Source organism: Bradyrhizobium sp. SZCCHNR1098, from assembly GCF_032489375.1.
Classification (GTDB): domain Bacteria; phylum Pseudomonadota; class Alphaproteobacteria; order Rhizobiales; family Xanthobacteraceae; genus Bradyrhizobium.
In genome coordinates, this window is the sequence record NZ_JAUEXY010000019.1 from 59,380 (window position 1) to 75,923 (window position 16,544).

Genomic DNA, 16,544 nt, shown 5'->3' on the forward strand with positions numbered 1-16,544 from the left:
ACAGCATCTCTCCCGCGGCGCACCATGCCTGAGCCTGCTCCGCGCGTTGTCCACCGCTGTCCGTCGGCGTCGCTCACCAGTCTGTTTGACAGCCTCCTGATCCCTGGTTCTACTCGGTGCCAAAGCCGCGCAACAAGCGGTGAGCCAGGAGGACGATCATGGAGCGACATGTTGGTGGCGCGCCGCTGGCGTTTGCCGCGCGCGCTGGTTTCAATCGCACGCGTGCATCACGCCGCACGGATCTGCGATCGCTACGCATCATCGCGGCAGCGGCCGTCACGATGCTGCTGACGGCTTTCGGCTCCGTCAGTTCCGCCCATGCCCAAGGCATCCCCAAGGACACGCCTGCCCGGATCGAGATGTATCCGATCCCCTCGCTCACATTGTCCGACCGGCAGTTCCTGTCCGGCGACGACAATGGCAAGCCGGTCACGGTCGTGGGCGAGCTGCGCGTCGCGCAAGGCAGCGGCCGGCTGCCGGTCGTGGTGCTGATGCATGGATCGGGCGGCGTCGGCGGCAACATCGCGGCGTGGAGCCGCACCTTCAATGCGATGGGGATCTCGACCTTCGCGATCGACGGCTTCACCGGACGCGGCATCACCGCCACCAGCACCAACCAGGCGCAGCTCGGCCGGCTCAATTTGATCATGGACATCTATCGCTCGCTCGACGTGCTGGCGAAGCATCCGCGCGTCGATCCCGAGCGCATCGTGCTGATGGGATTTTCGCGCGGCGGTCAGGCGGCGCTGTATGCGAGCCTGGAGCGTTTCCACAAGCGCTGGAACAATTCCGGGCTGCAATTTGCCGCCTACATCCCGTTCTATCCGGACTGCTCGACGACCTATGTCGGTGAGACCGATGTGGTGGCGCGGCCGATCCGGATCTTTCACGGCGGACCGGACGACTACAATCCGGTGCGGACCTGCAAGGCCTATGTCGAGCGGCTGAAGGCAGCGGGCCGCGACGTTGCGCTGACCGAATATCCGGACTCGCCACACGGCTTCGACCTCGGCCTGCTCGGCGCCAACATGCTCGTCGTCGCGCCGAAGGCGCAGACCGTGCGCAACTGCCGCATCAAGGAGAGCGACGGCGGGATGCTGATCAATGCCGAGACGCAGCAGCCCTTCACCTATCAGGACGCCTGCGTCGAGCTCGATCCGCATGTCGGCGGCAATCCCGCCACCGCCGAGGCCGCGCGCCAGGCGGTAACGGACTTCCTGCGCACGCTGTTCAAACTGTCGTGAGCAAAAATAGAACGATTTGGATCAATTCTTGAGGTGACAGATCGAACGCATCGGGTGTTCCTGCGTTGTCGCTCACTTTTCGACGATGAAACGGAGCCCGATGATGCGCGCCTCTCGCCTTGCGATCCCCACTTTGCTGACTGCCCTTGCTCTGGCTGGCGCCGCCCATGCCGCGCCGGCCTCTCCGTTCCGCGGGCTGGAAGGCTCCTGGAGCGGCGGCGGCGTACTCAGCATGTCCGACGGCAACCAGGAGCGGCTGCGCTGCCGCGCGGCCTATGACGTCGGCGGCGCCGGCGAGCAACTGCGGCTCAACATCCGCTGCGCCAGCGACAGCTACAACATCGATCTCTCCAGCGACGTCGCCTATCGCGGCGGCGAGATCTCGGGGCAATGGAGCGAGGCAAGCCACAATGCCTCCGGCACCATCGAGGGCCGCGCCGCCGGCAACCGCATCGAGGCGCAGGCGCGCGGCCAGACGTTTTCGGCCGGGCTGTCGCTGACGACGCAGGGACGCCGGCAGACGGTGTCGATCCGGCCGGCGGGCACGGAGATCACCGGCGTCAATTTGGAGCTGTCGCGGCGGTGACGAGAATGTAGGGTGGGCAAAGGCGCGCAGGAGCGACGCTTGCGTCGCTCCGAGCACCGTGCCCACCGCGCCGGGCAAGACGGTGGGCACGGCGCGCGACGGCGTCATCTGCGACTAAGAATGTGCCTCGCGCCTTTGCCCACCCTACTGTCAATCACCTACAGCGCGCCGATGTCCTTCAGGCAGGCTTGCGCCAGCGTCATGCGGTCCGCAACATGGCGCTCCTCGGGGCAATCCATGTTGAGCGCGAACACGGTGGGCTGGTCACCCTTGTCGACCCAGCCGACCATCCAGCCGAGCGCGCCCTGCTCCTTCCCCAGCAGCCCCGACTTGAAATGGATCACGGCCTCGCCGACCTTGGTGGTCGGGATGATGTCGCGGGTCAGATCCTGGCTGCGCTTCGACACCGGCAGCGCGCCGCGCCTGAGGCGGTCGATGAAGTCGACCTGCTCGACGGGATCGATGCGAAGCGCGCCTGTCAGCCAGAACTGGTCGATGCCGCCGCTGATGTCGTGATTGCCGTAGTCGAGCTCCTCGAGATATTTCTGCATGCGCTCAGGACCGATCCGGCGCGCGATCTCCTGATAGACCGGGACGGCGGAGACCGCGATCGCGCTGCGCAAGGTGTGATCCTTGTTCCAGGCCTCGATCGATCTCGTGACGCCATCCCATTTGAACACGTCCTTGTCGGGATCCTCGACGACGCCGGTCTCCAGCGCGATCAGCGAATTGGCGACCTTGAAGGTCGAGGCCGGCAGCTTCGCCTCGCCGGAGCGATCGGTGTCGCTGGCGATGATGAGATAGTCCTCGACCTTGTAGGCCAGGAACGTGCCCTTGGTGCCCTCGTCGGTGAAGCGCTTGACGAGATCGCCACGGACCTCGTTGCGCGGCGGGGCGACATGCGCGAGCGAGCGCGCGGGCAACAGGCTGGCGCCGGCCATCAGGGCAAGCGCATGGCGGCGGCTCATCATGGACATCGCAAGTCTCCGTCGTCGTTCGCCCTCCCTACCACACGGCGGTGACGACCGACGCATGACGGAGATCACAAATGCGGCGCTAGCGCATCGGACGCGACAGATTGAGCACGAACACCAGCACCTCGGCGACGGCCTTGTAGAGCTCCTCCGGGATCTCGTCGCCGAGCTCGACATTGGAGAGCGCGCCGGCGAGCACCTCGTTCTCCTCGATCGGGATGTCGTGCGCCTTGGCGACCTCGATGATCTTGGCGCCGATCGTGCCCTTGCCCTTGGCGACGACGCGCGGCGCGCCCTGGCCCTTGTCATAGTGCAAGGCGACGGCGAGCTGGGTCTTGTTGGCGGCCTTCACCTCGATGCTCATAGCGCGCGATCCAGGAAATGGCCGGCCTTGGGCGGCATCACGGCCGGCGGCGCGCCGTCCTGCACCACGAGATCGCCCGGCGACAGCTCCGCGCGGCTGAGGGCCTGGCTGAGTTCGGAGAGACCGGCGCGCAACCGCGCGGCGGTGACCGGACGCTCGGCCCACATCCGCACGGAGGTGCGCTCGGCGCTGAAGCTGATCATGGCATGCACCGGGCCGGCCGGCTCGACGTCGAGCGAGAAGCGCGCCCGCCAGACGCGCTTGGCCGCGTCCGGCGACTGCGTGCCGCCGTCACGCGAGATCTCGAACTGTGCCATCGCGGTCCCTTGCGGGGTGGCGAAGGGAATCTCGAAATTCCACCGCGGCAGCGCCGGATCGGTGCGCGCGGTCGAGGCGTCCGGGCGATCCGGCAGCGAGGCGACCTGCAGCAGGGTCTGGCGCGACAGCGCCTGGTCGGCCTCGTCGAGCAGGCGATGCGCGATCGCCGGCAGCGGCGTATCCGGGCCGAGCGTCGCCGTCGCCACGGCCTGCGGCATCGGCGCAGCCCCGCGGAACGGCGGCGGTGGCGTGTTGGTGCGCACGACCATTTCGGCGCGGCCATTGGCGTTGCGTCCGGGAACGAGGCCGGCGGCGCGCGGAATCTGCTGCTGCGCTTCCTGCAGCACGGCCAGCACCGTGCCGGGCGTGAGCGACTGCGCCTTGGCGCCCGTCAGGGTCTCGATCAGCGCCGAGCCGGTGAAGCCGGCAGACACGGTGTCGGGCCGCCCCATTGCCGTTGCCCAGGGCTGGGGCGGCAGCTCGATCTCGACGTCGGGCACCAGCGAGGGTGCAGTGCTCTGTTGTTGCGCGGCGGCGGCGCGGCCGGCCTCGGACAGCACCGAGGCGTAGGAGCCTCCCGGCGACGCCGACGTCGAGGCCGCCATGCCGGGATCGACGGTCTGCAGCACCGTCGCCAGCGTCTGGCGCAGCACGATCAGCGCCGCCTTCAGGTCGGGCGTGCCGGCGCCGGCGGTGCCATTGGCGAGCGAGGATTCCAGAAACAGGCCGGAATGCCGCACCGCGCTCTGCACATCCTCCGCGGTCAGCGCCGGCGATAGCTGGGTCTGCTGCGCCAGCACCTGGGCCACGGCCGCGCGCAACGCCGGCGGAAGATTGGGCGCGTCGGCGACGGCCTGGAGATCGGCGAACAATTGGCCCTGGCTGCCCTGGCGGGTCGCCGCCTCCTCGCTGGCGATCGACAATGCGAGCCGCTCCAGCCCGGTCAGCGGATCCGCCGGCGGGGGCGGCGTCGGCGCCAGCCGGCCGGTGACGTCGACGACGGTGGCGGCCGGCGTCGGGGTGCCACTGGTTCCAGTGGCAGCGCTGCCGCCCTGCCCGACGATGGCGAGTTGCAACCCCTGCGCCGTCTGCGACACCGCCACCTGCACGGTCTGGCCCGCCTGCAGCGGCAGCTCGCTGGCGAGCTCCATCGACAGGTTTCCGATCGCGACCTGGACCAGGTTCTCGGCGAGCACCTGCTGCACCCTGGCGCTGAGCAGCGCACCGGCCTGTAGCGTGGTCGCGGCCTGCGGCGCGGTTCCGGCCGGCGAGCTGCCGACGCTGCGGACGGCGCTCACGGAAGGCGACGGGGTGACACTCTGGACCATGCGCGTACTCGGGTTACACGCAGAGCCTAGCGGGTGCCCCTAAACCCGGCGTTAACCGGCCTCAGAGGGCGGCGTCGACCGCCCGGAGGATGCGGACGGCGGCCTCGTAGTCGATCTGCTTGGCGGCGCGGCGGCTCATCGCCTCCTCGTCGGCCCCCCATTGCGCGACGTTCCAGTCCTCGTCGACATGGGCTGCCGCCCAGACCTGGCCGGGGTCGCGCACCCCATGCACCAGCGCCAGCGCCAGCAGCGCCGAGCCGGTCAGTGTGGTGACGACATGCGCCGCCGCCACCGTCCACGGGCCGGTCGGCAGCGCGCCCCGCGCCGCCTGCACCGCGGCGCCCGGCTGGGTCACATGCATGATGCCCTCGGACAGGATGAAATGCGCGCCCAGACGGTCGCGCGCCCAGTCCAGCACCGGGTCCCAGTGCTCGGCCTCGCGCGCGACCAGCCCCTCGGGATGGCCGGCGCGGTAGAACAACAGGTCGGACTGGAGATATTTGGCGATGTCCTCGCGCACGTCGTCGGTGCGATCGACCACTGACTGCACGACGCTGTTGGCGAACCGCGTCAGCGGCATCGTGGCGGGATCGATGCTGTCGCCCTGGGCCTGCCACTCGGCGGCCACGGCCTCCGCCAGCTCCCCGGCGGGAACGATGACAACGCGCCCCGACGGCGTGCGGATCGGCCGACCGTCAAGGGTCACGTTGAAGCCGCCCTCGGCGGCGGCGGTCCCGGCCTCCTTGTAGAAGCGCTTGCGCAGCGGCGTCCGCATCGCCTGGCGCGCCGATTCCTGCGGATCGAGCGGCGACCGGCCGACGACGTCGTCAAACAGTTCACGCATCAGAATTCCAGCCCTCTCACGGGATGATCACACGGGATCCGTCGTTTTCGCGCTAGATAAGCCCTGTCCGCCCGAAATGCGAGCTGCCGATGCGCGCCCTGCTGTCCGCCCTCGTCCTGATCGGCAGCGCCGCCCCGGCCGCGGCCGGCTTCCGCACCCCGGAATCGCTGGTCCGCAATGTCTATGCCCATTACGGCCAAGGCGTGCCGGAACTCTCCGCCGGGCTGCCGCGGACGGCCGAGGTCGCCCGGCAGTTCTTCGATCCGAGCCTCGCCAAGGCCTGGACCGCCCCGCGGCGCGAGCCCTACGACTTCCTGGTGCAGAGCCCGCGCTGGAAGCTCGGCCCGGTCGCGATCTCGATCCTGCGCCGGCAGTTCGACAAGACCTATGTCGCCGCCAGCTTCGACAATCAAGGCCGCCGCATCACCCTGAACTTCATCGTCGTCAAGGGACCGGACGGCTGGGTCATCCTGGACGTCGAGACGCCGCACGATTCACTGCGGCTGTTCCTGGAGCAGTTCCGGAACTGAGCGGCTGCGTAGCCTGGATGAGCGAAGCGACATCCGGGGCCTTACGCGCCGTGCGGATGAACCCGCATGTCGCTTCGCTCATCCGGGCTACGAGATGCCGCTCACTCCTCCGGCGCGTTCTCGATCGGGTCAAAGCGGTCGTGCTCGAGCCCGAGCAGATTCCACGACTGCAGCATGTGCGGCGGCAGCGGCGCGGTGGCGTCGATGACGCCGCCGCGCGGATGCGGGATGACGATGCGGCGCGCCAGCAGATGCAGCCGGTTCTGCAGGCCGCCGGGCAGCGCCCAGTTCTCGATGTTGAAATATTTGGGATCGCCGACGATGGGGTGGCCGATATGGGCCATGTGCGCGCGCAACTGATGGGTGCGCCCCGTGACCGGCTTCAAGGACACCCAGGCGAGCTTGTTGGCCGAGGCCTCGACCACGGCGTAGTAGGTCACCGCGTGGCTGGCGCCCTCGTCGCCATGCGCAGCGACGCGCATAATGGTATCCTCCTCGCTCTCCTCCTTGGCGAGATACGTCGAGATGCGGCCCTGCTTCGGCTTTGGCACGCCGGCCACCAGCGCCCAATAGACCTTGCGGGCCGAGCGATGGCGGAACGCGCCGGTCAGATGGGTCGCCGCAAAGCGGGTCTTGGCGACCAGCAGACAGCCCGAGGTCTCGCGGTCGATGCGGTGCACGAGCCGCGGCTTCTGGCCCTTGGCGTCGCGCATCACCTCCAGCATCTGGTCGATGTGGCGGGTCATGCCGGAGCCGCCCTGCACCGCGAGCCCGGCCGGCTTGTTGAGGACGAGCACGTCGTCGTCCTCGTACAGCGTCATCGCCTTCAGGCTTTCGAGCGTCTTGCGCTCGCCCTCGGTGAGGCCAGCGCGCTCCTTCGGCGCATCGAGCTTGAGCGGAGGGATGCGCACGCTCTGGCCTTCCTCCAGACGATCCTTGCTATCAGCGCGCTTGCCGTTCACCCGCAGCTCGCCTTTGCGGACGATGCGCTGGATGTGGGAGAACGACAGGCCGGGGAAGCGCGCCTCGAGGAAGCGATCGACGCGCATGCCGTTCTCGTCGGCGGTGACGACGACGGTCTGCACCTTGGTCGGCAGCACCGGCGTCTCGGGCTCGGGCTTCTTCGGCGGCGGTGCGGCGACCGGCTTGCGCTCGGCCCGCTCGGCGCCAAAGCGCACGGGCTTGCCGGCACTGGCGCGCTTGGCCGGCGGCCGCTCGCGCGACTCGAACGCATCGCGACGATCCTCGCGCTCGGCGCGCGGGGCGCGGACGCGATCGCCCTTGCCCCGACCAAACTCGCTACGCGGTGCCGCCTCGCGCTCGCCGGCAAAACGGTCGCGCCGCGGCCGCTCGCCATCCGGACGCTTGGATGGCTCGCGCTTGGCTGGCGCGCCTGCGCTGCGCGCAGCCTCGGCCTTCGGCCGCTCACCCTTGCGGCGGTCGGCGGGACGGTCGGATTTGCTCTGGGTTCGCTTGATGCGGCGGCTCATGGCAGGTTGCGTATCTCAAAAGCCACTGCCAGTCACGGCGAAATCGGGATAAATCGGCCCGACGAGGCCTTGCCCCGCGAAATCGGACGTGATCGGAGCGAATTGAATGACGCTGACGAAAGTGGCCCTGACCATCGTAGCGACCGCGCTGACGCTGGGTGCCGCGCAAGCTCAACAAAGCCCGATGCCCGACGACATTGCCTGGAAGCTGATCGAGATCGGCCGGGCCATCGACCCGCCGAAGACCGCCGCGATCTACGCGCCGCTGCAGGCCAGGGAACCCTACATCGGCGTCAAGGTTCAGCGCGATGTGAGATACGGCACGACCGAGCGCAATCTGCTCGACGTCTTCACGCCGGACAGCGCCGCCGCGCCCCGCCCGATCCTGATCTTCGTGCATGGCGGCGCCTTCATCGGCGGCAACAAGCGCACCACGCCGGACGGCCCGTTCTACGACAACATCATGCTATGGGCCACCAAGCACGGCTTCGTCGGCATCAACATCACCTACCGCCTGGCGCCGAAATTCCCCTGGCCCGCCGGCGTCGAGGACGTCGCCAGCGCGGTGCAATGGGTGGCCGCCCACGCCGCCGAGAACGGCGGCGATCCCGCGCGCATCTATCTGATGGGCCATTCGGCCGGCGCGGTGCACGTCGCGACCTATGTGGCGCATCCCGAATTCCACAAGGTCGCCGGTGGCGGCCTTGCGGGCGCGATCATGGCCTCGGGCGTCTACGACCTCACCGCGACGCCGCTCGGCGACCAGGAGATGGCCTATTTCGGCACCGATCCCTCGCGCTTCAAGGAGCGCTCGTCGCTATCAGGCCTGCAGGCCTCGAGCCTGCCGCTGATGATCGCCTCCGCCGAGCTCGACCCGCCGCGCTTCGTCGAGCAGTTCGACCTCCTGAAGCAGGCCGCCTGCAAACGGCCTGCGGGCTGTGCGCGCGCGGTGATGCTGCCGCAGCATAGTCACATGTCGGAGGTCTACTCCATCAACACCGAGGACGACCGGCTGACGCGGGAGATCGTGGAGTTCGTGCAGAGCGGCAAGTAAACTAACGTTCTGCTGTCACCGCAACGACGGCAGCTCTCTCAACCTAGGACGCGCCGGGTCGTCGGGCGCGTCCTCCGGCCCTAGCGCTGCGCGTGCAATTGGAGAGACTGCATTTCCGCTGCAGCGCTTGCGTCTATTTTCCGATCACCGATATGCTGACATTCTTTGGAATGTTGATTGGGTCGTTGGACTGGTTGGCAAAGTCCATGTGCCACCAGGTATTATCTATGAAGACGCTGATTACAGGAAGCGCCCCCGACTGTTTAACGGTGATGTTGTTACCGTTGCTCTGGAAGCTTGTTCCGATGCCGGCATTCACAGTATCGATGGTGCCGCCAGAAGACTTGGCAAGATCGAAGACCTCGGTCTCCTTGTCTCCAATGAATTTGATCTGCGAATGCCAGTTTAAGCGGACCGGTCGTGCCGCACTGGGCACAACGCTCAACGAAACTGCGTAGGTGCCAGCCCTCAACCTGTCGCAAGTCCATGAGAACGAATTGCCTCTAGTCACGGGTCCGGGGTCATCGGTCTGTGTAATAACACACCGGTTGGCGAATTTTTGCTCCGGAGGAATCGGAGGCGGCAAAGGCGTCAGAATCAGCGAATCGGAAAAACCGGCGTTTGCATCGTCGTTGAGCGCCAGCATGGAGGACTTGGCCGGTCTGTCGATGACGATAATTTTTTCACCGGCACTCACCGTTCCCGGCAGGGAGGCGTCCTTCGCCGCGGCACCCATCCATTTCACAGGAAGCGGGTTGGGACTGCCGCCAACCACGCCGTAAACTACACGGAACGACAGGTCGGAATCGGTTGCCTTATCGGGAACAATGTACAAGCCTCGACTCTTCTGCCTGATACATTCCTTGTAAGCATCCGCCGCCTCGGCCCCGAGGCCTGTCCAAGAGATGTTGTGGAATTGCTCCTGCGAAAAACTCTCCGTCGTGCTTGTCTTGTAGCGGTCGATACTCTCGCGGAACTGGTCGTAATTTGCGCCCACCGGCACTCCGTATATGACAGCAGATGCACCGGCCGATTCCTTGATCTTGTTATAAGCCTCCTTGTCTACGAACGTCGCCATTCGCCAATCGGACTTGGAAGCATCTATTTTGTTGTAGGTAGAGACGATCAGTGCTGCGTTGCACTCCGACAAGGACGCAGCCGCTGCACTTCCAGCGCCGAAAATCACAAGGCTTACAGTGGATGCGACCGCTCCCAGCTTGAATATCATGGCTCGCTCCTGCGGGTATGAATTTTAAAAAAAGCTTTCCTAATGAGAGGAAGCTGCCCTTAAAGAATCGCTTTGTCCAGCTCCCAAAATGAGTTGCGACCGGACAGGGTCTCACAACAACTAGGGCTGCTGTCGAACTGCAGCCCCGCCTTCACAACACTTACCGACAACGCACTTGTTGGGCCAACGAGAAAGATGAGCTGGACGCGCGACGCAAAAATCGGTCTCGGGATTTCAAAAGTAGTCGCCAGAGTCGATGAAGGTGTCAAGCGAAGTCCAAGATCGATCCCGCCTGCTTAACAAGGCCGCATCGCGACCGCTGCACCCAACGGCAGGCTTGCTGCACTGCGCAAGATGGCGGAAGCTAGAAGAAGGGCCGCGGTACCAGTCTGATTTTCTTGCTGGACGGTAAAATCAACGTAGTCCGGCGGAGCAACGATCAACGCCTCTGGAACGAGGCGCTATTCAACCGCCCCGCTCCTTCCTCAGCTTCGCCCAATAATCCAGCCGTTTCCTGATCTCGCGCTCGAAGCCGCGCTCGGGCGGGTCGTAGAACTGCTGGCGGCCGAGGGCTTCGGGGAAGTAGTCCTGCCCGGAGAACGCATCGGGGGCGTCGTGGTCGTACTGGTAGCCGGCGCCGTAGCCTTCGCCCTGCATCAGCTTGGTCGGCGCGTTGAGGATGTGCTTCGGCGGCAGCAGCGAGCCGCCCTCCTTCGCCACCCGCTTGGCGGCGCCGAAGGCCTTGTAGGCGGCGTTGGATTTCGGCGCGGTCGCGACATAGATCACGGCCTGCGCGATCGCGAGCTCGCCTTCCGGCGAGCCCAGGAAATCATAGGCGTCCTTGGCGGCGTTGGCGATGACCAGCGCCTGCGGATCGGCCAGACCGATGTCCTCCACCGCCATGCGCACGATGCGGCGCGCCAGGAACAGCGGGTCCTCGCCGGCGTCGAGCATGCGTGCGAAATAGTACAGCGCCGCGTCGGGATCGGAGCCGCGCACCGCCTTATGCAGCGCCGAGATCAGGTTGTAGTGGCCGTCGGCCGACTTGTCGTAGATCGGCGCGCGGCGCTGCAGGATCTCCTGCAGTTGCACCGCGTTGAAGACCTCGTCCTTGCGCGCCGAGCGCCAGACTTCCTCGGCGAGCGTCAGCGCGGCGCGGCCGTCGCCGTCGGCCATGCGGATCAGCACAGCGCGCGCCTCGTCGTCGAGCGGCAGCTTGCGGCCCTCGACCGCTTCGGCGTTGCTGTAGAGCTGCTCGATCGCAGCGGCGTCGAGCGAGTGGAACACCAGTACGCGCGAACGCGACAACAGAGCGGCGTTGAGCTCGAAGGACGGGTTCTCGGTGGTGGCGCCGACCAGCACGACGGTGCCGTCCTCCATCACCGGCAGGAAGGAATCCTGCTGGGCGCGATTGAACCTGTGCACCTCGTCGACGAAGAGAAGCGTGCCCTGCCCGGTCTCGCGGCGGGCGCGCGCGGCGTCGAACACCTTCTTCAGGTCGGCGACGCCGGAGAACACCGCGGAGATCTGCTCGAAATGCAGCTCGGTGGCATCGGCCAACAGCCGCGCCACCGTGGTCTTGCCGGTGCCGGGCGGGCCCCAGAAGATCAGCGAGCCCAGCGTCCGCGTCTCCAGCATGCGCGTCAGCGCGCCGTCGGGGCTGAGGATGTGATCCTGTCCGACGACGTCGGAGAGCTTGTGGGGGCGCAGCCGCTCCGGCAGCGGCCGCGGCGCATCGTGCTCCATCCCCGCCGCGGCGAAGAGGCTCGGGCCTCCCTGCTGGGGGCGCTTCGGACTCATCCGCCGAGCGTGACGTTGATCTGCTGGCCGCCGCGCAGCACGGTGATGCGCCAGACGCGGGCGGTCTCGCGCGCGGCCTTGTCGAGATCAGCGGTCTTGGCGATCTTCTGGTTGTTGACCGCCATAATCACGTCGCCCTTCTGGAAGCCGACATTGGCCGCCGTGGTGCCGTCGCCCGGCTCGAGAATGACGACGCCCTCGGTGTCGGCATCGAGATGCAGCTCGTCGGCCACCGCGGGCGAGATGTTGGCGACCTTGGCACCCTGGAACGGCGAGCGGCCGTTGATGACCATCTCGTTGCGCCCCGTGTCCGGCGCCGTCTCCAGCGCGACCGCGACCTTCATCGGCTTGCCGCCGCGCTGCACCTCGATCTGCGCGGAGCCGCCGAGCGGCCGTGTGGCGAAGCGGTAGTCGAAGGCGTTGGGATCGTCGACGGTCTGGCCGTCGATCGACACGATCAGGTCGGACGACTTGATGCCCGCCTTCGCCGCCGGGCTGTTCGCGACCACGGAGGCGACCAGCGCGCCGGTCGGTGAGCGCAAGCCGAGGCTCTCGGCGATCTCAGGGGTCACCGCCTGCAGCCGCGCGCCGAGCCACGGACGCTTGACCGCCTTGCCGCCGCTCTTGGCAGACGCCACGACGACCCGCACCATGTTGGCGGGAATCGCGAAGCCGATGCCCTGCGAGCCGCCGGACTTGGAATAGATCGCGGTGTTGATGCCGACCAGACGGCCGTTGATATCGACCAGCGCACCGCCGGAATTGCCGGGGTTGATGGCCGCGTCGGTCTGGATGAAGAACTGATAGTCGGTGATGCCGACCTGCGTGCGCGCGAGTGCCGAGACGATGCCGTGGGTCACGGTCTGGCCGACGCCGAAGGGATTGCCGATCGCCAGCACGATATCGCCGACCAGCAGATCGTCGGAATTGGCGAGGTCGAGCGTGACGAACGACTCGCGCGTTCCCTTCAGCTTGAGCACAGCAAGGTCGGTGCGGCTGTCCTTCAGCACGATCTCGGCCTCGAACTCGCGCTTGTCGGACAGCGACACCTTCACCTCATCGGCGCCCTCGATCACGTGCACGTTGGTGACGACGAGACCCGACTGATCGATCATCACGCCCGAGCCGAGCGAGCGCTGCATCTGCTCCTGCGGTCCGCCCTGCAGGCCGAAGAAGCGGCGGAAGATGGGATCGTCGAGAAAGGGATTGCGGTTCTGCACCACCTTGGCGGCGTAAACGTTGACGACTGCCGGCTGCACCCGCTGCACGATCGGCGCATAGGACAGCCGGAGCTCGGCCTGGGACTGCGGCACGCGCCGGTCCTGGGCCGCGAGCGGAGAGGCGGCCAGCAGGGACAGCAGCAGGACCACGGAAGTGCGAATCAACGTCATGCAAAGAATCCCGGACAATGAGGACTTCGATATAGGCGGAACGGCGGGTGCGGCCAAGCTCAGGCGGTCTGATGCGGCGCTTTGATGGTCTCCGCAACGGGTGCGCAGGACAGCCGTTCCTGGCGCCGCTCGCCCCAGCTTCTGAGGACCTCGATCACCGGCCGCAGGCTCTCGCCGACCTCGGACAGGCTGTATTCGACGCGCGGCGGCACCTCGGCATAGACCTTGCGGACGATCAGCCCATCCTCCTCCAGCGCGCGAAGCTGCTTGGTCAGCATGCGCTGCGTCACGCTCGGCATCAGCCGGCGCAGCTCGCCGAAGCGCTGGCTGCCGCCCTGCAGGTGGTAGAGGATGACGCCCTTCCACTTGCCGTCGATCAGGTCGAGCGTGGCTTCCACCGCGCAGCCCGGACGGCGGGCGAAATTCTTCCGTTTCATCGGCTTTTGGCCCAATAGTATCCAAACGGGGACTAGTTCCCTGTTTTTACAGTACTTGCGAGGACGGCGCCAGCAGGACAAGTAGACCCAATGGAGAGGCCAGCCAGGAGGTTGTCATGAAGGCCGTCGGTTACCAGCAGTCGCTGCCCATTACCGAGGAGCGCGCACTGTTCGATTTCGAGACCGCAAAGCCCGAGCCCAAGGGGCGCGACATCCGCGTCGCGGTGAAGGCGGTGTCGGTCAATCCGGTCGACACCAAGGTGCGCAAGCGCGCCGCGCCGCCGGCCGGCGAGACCAAGATCCTCGGCTATGACGCCGTGGGCCTTGTGGACGCCGTCGGCCCGGACGTGAGCCTCTTCAAGCCGGGCGACGAAGTGTTCTACGCCGGCTCGATCCTGCGTCAGGGCACCAATGCCGAATTCCACCTCGTCGACGAGCGCATCGTCGGGCGCAAACCGAAGAGCCTCTCATTTGCCGAGGCCGCCGCCCTGCCCCTCACTTCGATCACCGCGTGGGAGCTGTTGTTCGACCGGCTCGGCGCCACCCCGGGCAAGAGCCTCGACGACCGCACGCTGCTGATCACCGGTGCGGCCGGCGGCGTCGGCTCGATCCTGATCCAGCTCGCGCGCCGCCTCACCGGCCTGACCGTGCTCGCGACCGCCACTCGCCCGGAATCCCGCGACTGGTGCCTTGCGCTCGGCGCCCATGCCGTGATCGATCACGGCAAGCCCATGAAGGAGCAGATCGAGGCGCTCAAGCTGCCGCCGGTCGGCCTCGCGGCGAGCCTCACCCACAGCGACCAGCACTACAAGGCGATCGCCGAGTTCATGGCGCCGCAGGGCAAGTTCGGCCTGATCGACGATCCCGCCGAGTTCTCGATCGCCGCCTTCAAGGGCAAGGCGATCTCGATCCATTGGGAATCGATGTTCACGCGCTCCTCGTTCACGACCCCGGACATGATCGCGCAGCACCATCTGCTCAACGACGTGTCGGATCTGATCGACAAGGGCGTGATCCGCACCACCCTCGGCGACAATTACGGCACCATCAACGCCGCCAACCTCAAGCGCGCGCATGCGTTGATCGAGAGCAACAAATCACGCGGCAAGATCGTGCTGGAGGGGTGGAGCTAACTAACAGGCCAACAGTAGGCAAAGGCGCACACGCGGTCTCTCCACGCGCGAGATCGCGGTGGCGCCGTGCCCACCATCCCGCCGATCGAAAGCATAAGATGGCCGGCAACCGACGCGCGGTCCGATCAGCGGCCGTGAGCGATTGAGACTGGCCGACCGTCCCGTTTCCCCTTAACGAAAGCCGAGAAGAGCCTCCTTACAACTGGAATAAGCGGCCGTGAGCAGCCTGAATTCAGAGACCAATGCGTCCGCCGATCATGGGCATCGCTCCGGATCTGCGCTCGAGGTCCTGCGGATCTTCCTCACGCTCGGCCTGACCTGCTTCGGCGGTCCGATCGCCCACATCGGCTACTTCCGCGACGAGTTCGTCGTCAGGCGGAAGTGGATCGACGAGCATGCCTATGCCGATCTGGTGGGCCTCTGCCAGTTCCTACCCGGCCCCGCCAGCAGCCAGGTCGGATTCTCCATCGGGCTGATGCGGGCCGGCTATCTCGGCGCGCTCGCCGCCTGGACCGGCTTCACCCTGCCATCGGCCGCGATTCTCGTGCTGTTCGCCTATGGTGCCGGCCAATTGAGTGGTCCGGTCGGCGACGGCCTGCTGCATGGACTGAAGCTGACCGCGGTCGCCATCGTCGCGCAGGCGGTCTGGGGCATGGCGCGCACGCTCTGCCCCGACCGGACGCGCGCCTCGATCGCGGTCGCCGCAACCCTCGTCATCCTATTCAGCACCGCCTCGCTCGCCCAGATCGGAGCGATCGTTCTCGGCGGACTCGCCGGTCTGTGGCTCTGCCGCGGCGAGGCGGCGCCGTCCGGACACGTCGCGATCCCGGTGTCGCGGACCGTGGGGCTGGTTGCGCTCGCCATGTTCGTCATCCTGTTGGCGGGACTTCCGCTGCTGCGCGGCGTGACGGGATCGACCGGCGTCGCCTTGTTCGATGCCTTCTATCGCTCGGGCGCACTCGTGTTCGGCGGTGGGCACGTCGTGCTTCCGCTGCTGCGCGAGGCCTTCGTCGGACCTGGCTGGCTGAGCGACGACGCCTTTCTCGCCGGCTACGGCGCCGCGCAGGCCGTCCCGGGCCCGCTCTTCACCTTCGCCGCCTATCTCGGCACCGTCGTCGCTCCGGAGCCGCATGGGATCGTCGGAGCCGCGCTCGGTCTCCTGGGCATCTTCCTGCCTGGCATGCTTGTCCTGCTCGCCGCGCTGCCGTTCTGGGACTCGTTCCGCAAACGCGCCGGCGCCCAGGCCATGATGCGGGGGGTCAACGCTGCGGTGGTCGGTGTGCTGGGAGCGGCCCTGTACGACCCGGTCTGGACAACCACCATCCACAACGCCGCGGATTTTGGCATCGCCCTGATCGGCTTCGTCCTGCTGGTCGCATGGCGCGCGCCGCCGCTCGTCGTGGTCGCGTTCAGCGCCGCTGCCGGCGTCACGGTCGCGCTGGTGTGAGCGGCGCCGCCGTCGCATCACATGGTGGCAAAGCGCCGTGCGCGGCGGCGCCTTGCCACCAGCGAACCGCCGTGCGCGGCTAATTGTGCTTCTTCCAGAATATGCGCGCGCCCTGCACGGATTGCGCGACGTTGATGCGGGCACGCTCGAACGGCGTCACCACGCCGTCCACCTTGGTCTTGTTTTCCAGCTTCTGGACGTGGATCTGACCGCGGACGAGCTGTTGCGCCTCCGGATAGGTCAGCCGTCCGCTCGCGATGCCGTTGTAGACGCGATGTGACTGGTTGTGCTGACGCGCATCGATCAGCGGCGTGCCCGCAAGGCTTGCGCCCGATGTCAGCACGAGCAGCAACGCAGCGGCCATGATGGACTTCAT

16 protein-coding genes are annotated in these 16,544 nt (G+C 66.8%); 6 read left to right on the top strand and 10 right to left on the bottom strand.

What is annotated here, in order from left to right:
- Nucleotides 1–158 precede the first annotated feature (158 nt).
- Together QX135_RS30270 and QX135_RS30275 are read left to right on the top strand one after the other, a co-directional pair.
- Nucleotides 159–1,244 carry a dienelactone hydrolase family protein gene (locus QX135_RS30270; protein WP_410053233.1) on the top strand — a complete coding sequence of 362 codons (1,086 nt, stop codon included), beginning with the start codon at nt 159–161 and terminating at the stop codon, nt 1,242–1,244.
- A 100-nt stretch (nt 1,245–1,344) separates the two neighbouring features.
- The gene (locus QX135_RS30275; protein ID WP_315737623.1) at nt 1,345–1,830 is read left to right on the top strand and encodes a hypothetical protein; all 486 of its coding nucleotides are present in this window, start codon (nt 1,345–1,347) and stop codon (nt 1,828–1,830) included.
- Nucleotides 1,831–1,988: 158 nt separating this feature from the next.
- Here the strand turns inward: QX135_RS30275 and blaOXA are convergent, their stop codons facing one another.
- The 4 genes from blaOXA to QX135_RS30295 form a co-directional block, all read right to left on the bottom strand.
- Complete coding sequence (blaOXA, locus tag QX135_RS30280) at nt 1,989–2,807, bottom strand: OXA-1091 family oxacillin-hydrolyzing class D beta-lactamase (RefSeq protein WP_316234434.1); 819 nt, start codon at nt 2,805–2,807, stop codon at nt 1,989–1,991.
- 79 nt (nt 2,808–2,886) lie between these two features.
- Nucleotides 2,887–3,168, bottom strand: coding sequence for an EscU/YscU/HrcU family type III secretion system export apparatus switch protein (locus QX135_RS30285; protein ID WP_315714536.1), 282 nt, complete (start codon nt 3,166–3,168; stop codon nt 2,887–2,889).
- Complete coding sequence (locus QX135_RS30290) at nt 3,165–4,814, bottom strand: flagellar hook-length control protein FliK (protein WP_316234435.1); 1,650 nt, start codon at nt 4,812–4,814, stop codon at nt 3,165–3,167. The genes QX135_RS30285 and QX135_RS30290 overlap by 4 nt, the downstream gene beginning before the upstream one ends.
- A 61-nt stretch (nt 4,815–4,875) precedes the next feature.
- Nucleotides 4,876–5,658 (bottom strand): ATP12 family chaperone protein, encoded by a 783-nt coding sequence (locus tag QX135_RS30295; RefSeq protein WP_316234436.1) that lies wholly within the window; start codon nt 5,656–5,658, stop codon nt 4,876–4,878.
- A gap of 89 nt (nt 5,659–5,747) precedes the next feature.
- Here QX135_RS30295 and QX135_RS30300 point away from each other — a divergent pair, with 89 nt between their 5' ends.
- Entirely contained in the window at nt 5,748–6,188 is a 441-nt protein-coding gene (locus QX135_RS30300) for a hypothetical protein (protein ID WP_316234437.1), read from the top strand.
- A 101-nt stretch (nt 6,189–6,289) separates the two neighbouring features.
- Here QX135_RS30300 and QX135_RS30305 read toward each other — a convergent pair whose 3' ends face one another.
- Nucleotides 6,290–7,678: an RluA family pseudouridine synthase gene (locus tag QX135_RS30305; protein ID WP_316231724.1), complete on the bottom strand. Its 1,389-nt coding sequence runs from the start codon at nt 7,676–7,678 to the stop codon at nt 6,290–6,292.
- Nucleotides 7,679–7,784: 106 nt separating this feature from the next.
- Here QX135_RS30305 and QX135_RS30310 point away from each other — a divergent pair, with 106 nt between their 5' ends.
- The gene (locus QX135_RS30310) at nt 7,785–8,732 is read left to right on the top strand and encodes an alpha/beta hydrolase (protein ID WP_316234438.1); all 948 of its coding nucleotides are present in this window, start codon (nt 7,785–7,787) and stop codon (nt 8,730–8,732) included.
- Nucleotides 8,733–8,865: 133 nt separating this feature from the next.
- Here the strand turns inward: QX135_RS30310 and QX135_RS30315 are convergent, their stop codons facing one another.
- The 4 genes from QX135_RS30315 to QX135_RS30330 form a co-directional block, all read right to left on the bottom strand.
- Entirely contained in the window at nt 8,866–9,960 is a 1,095-nt protein-coding gene (locus tag QX135_RS30315) for a hypothetical protein (RefSeq protein ID WP_315737616.1), read from the bottom strand.
- Nucleotides 9,961–10,425: 465 nt separating this feature from the next.
- On the bottom strand, nt 10,426–11,760 hold the full coding sequence (locus QX135_RS30320) for a replication-associated recombination protein A (RefSeq protein WP_316234439.1): 1,335 nt from the start codon (nt 11,758–11,760) through the stop codon (nt 10,426–10,428).
- On the bottom strand, nt 11,757–13,151 hold the full coding sequence (locus QX135_RS30325) for a DegQ family serine endoprotease (protein WP_316231720.1): 1,395 nt from the start codon (nt 13,149–13,151) through the stop codon (nt 11,757–11,759). The genes QX135_RS30320 and QX135_RS30325 overlap by 4 nt, the downstream gene beginning before the upstream one ends.
- A gap of 59 nt (nt 13,152–13,210) precedes the next feature.
- Nucleotides 13,211–13,588 carry a helix-turn-helix domain-containing protein gene (locus tag QX135_RS30330; RefSeq protein WP_316234440.1) on the bottom strand — a complete coding sequence of 126 codons (378 nt, stop codon included), beginning with the start codon at nt 13,586–13,588 and terminating at the stop codon, nt 13,211–13,213.
- A gap of 116 nt (nt 13,589–13,704) precedes the next feature.
- On the opposite strand from QX135_RS30330, the gene QX135_RS30335 reads away from it, so the two are divergent.
- The gene (locus tag QX135_RS30335) at nt 13,705–14,721 is read left to right on the top strand and encodes a zinc-binding alcohol dehydrogenase family protein (protein WP_316234441.1); all 1,017 of its coding nucleotides are present in this window, start codon (nt 13,705–13,707) and stop codon (nt 14,719–14,721) included.
- 217 nt (nt 14,722–14,938) lie between these two features.
- Entirely contained in the window at nt 14,939–16,168 is a 1,230-nt protein-coding gene (gene chrA / locus QX135_RS30340) for a chromate efflux transporter (RefSeq protein ID WP_410053234.1), read from the top strand.
- Nucleotides 16,169–16,247: 79 nt separating this feature from the next.
- Here the strand turns inward: chrA and QX135_RS30345 are convergent, their stop codons facing one another.
- Nucleotides 16,248–16,544, bottom strand: coding sequence for a hypothetical protein (locus QX135_RS30345; RefSeq protein WP_316234442.1), 297 nt, complete (start codon nt 16,542–16,544; stop codon nt 16,248–16,250).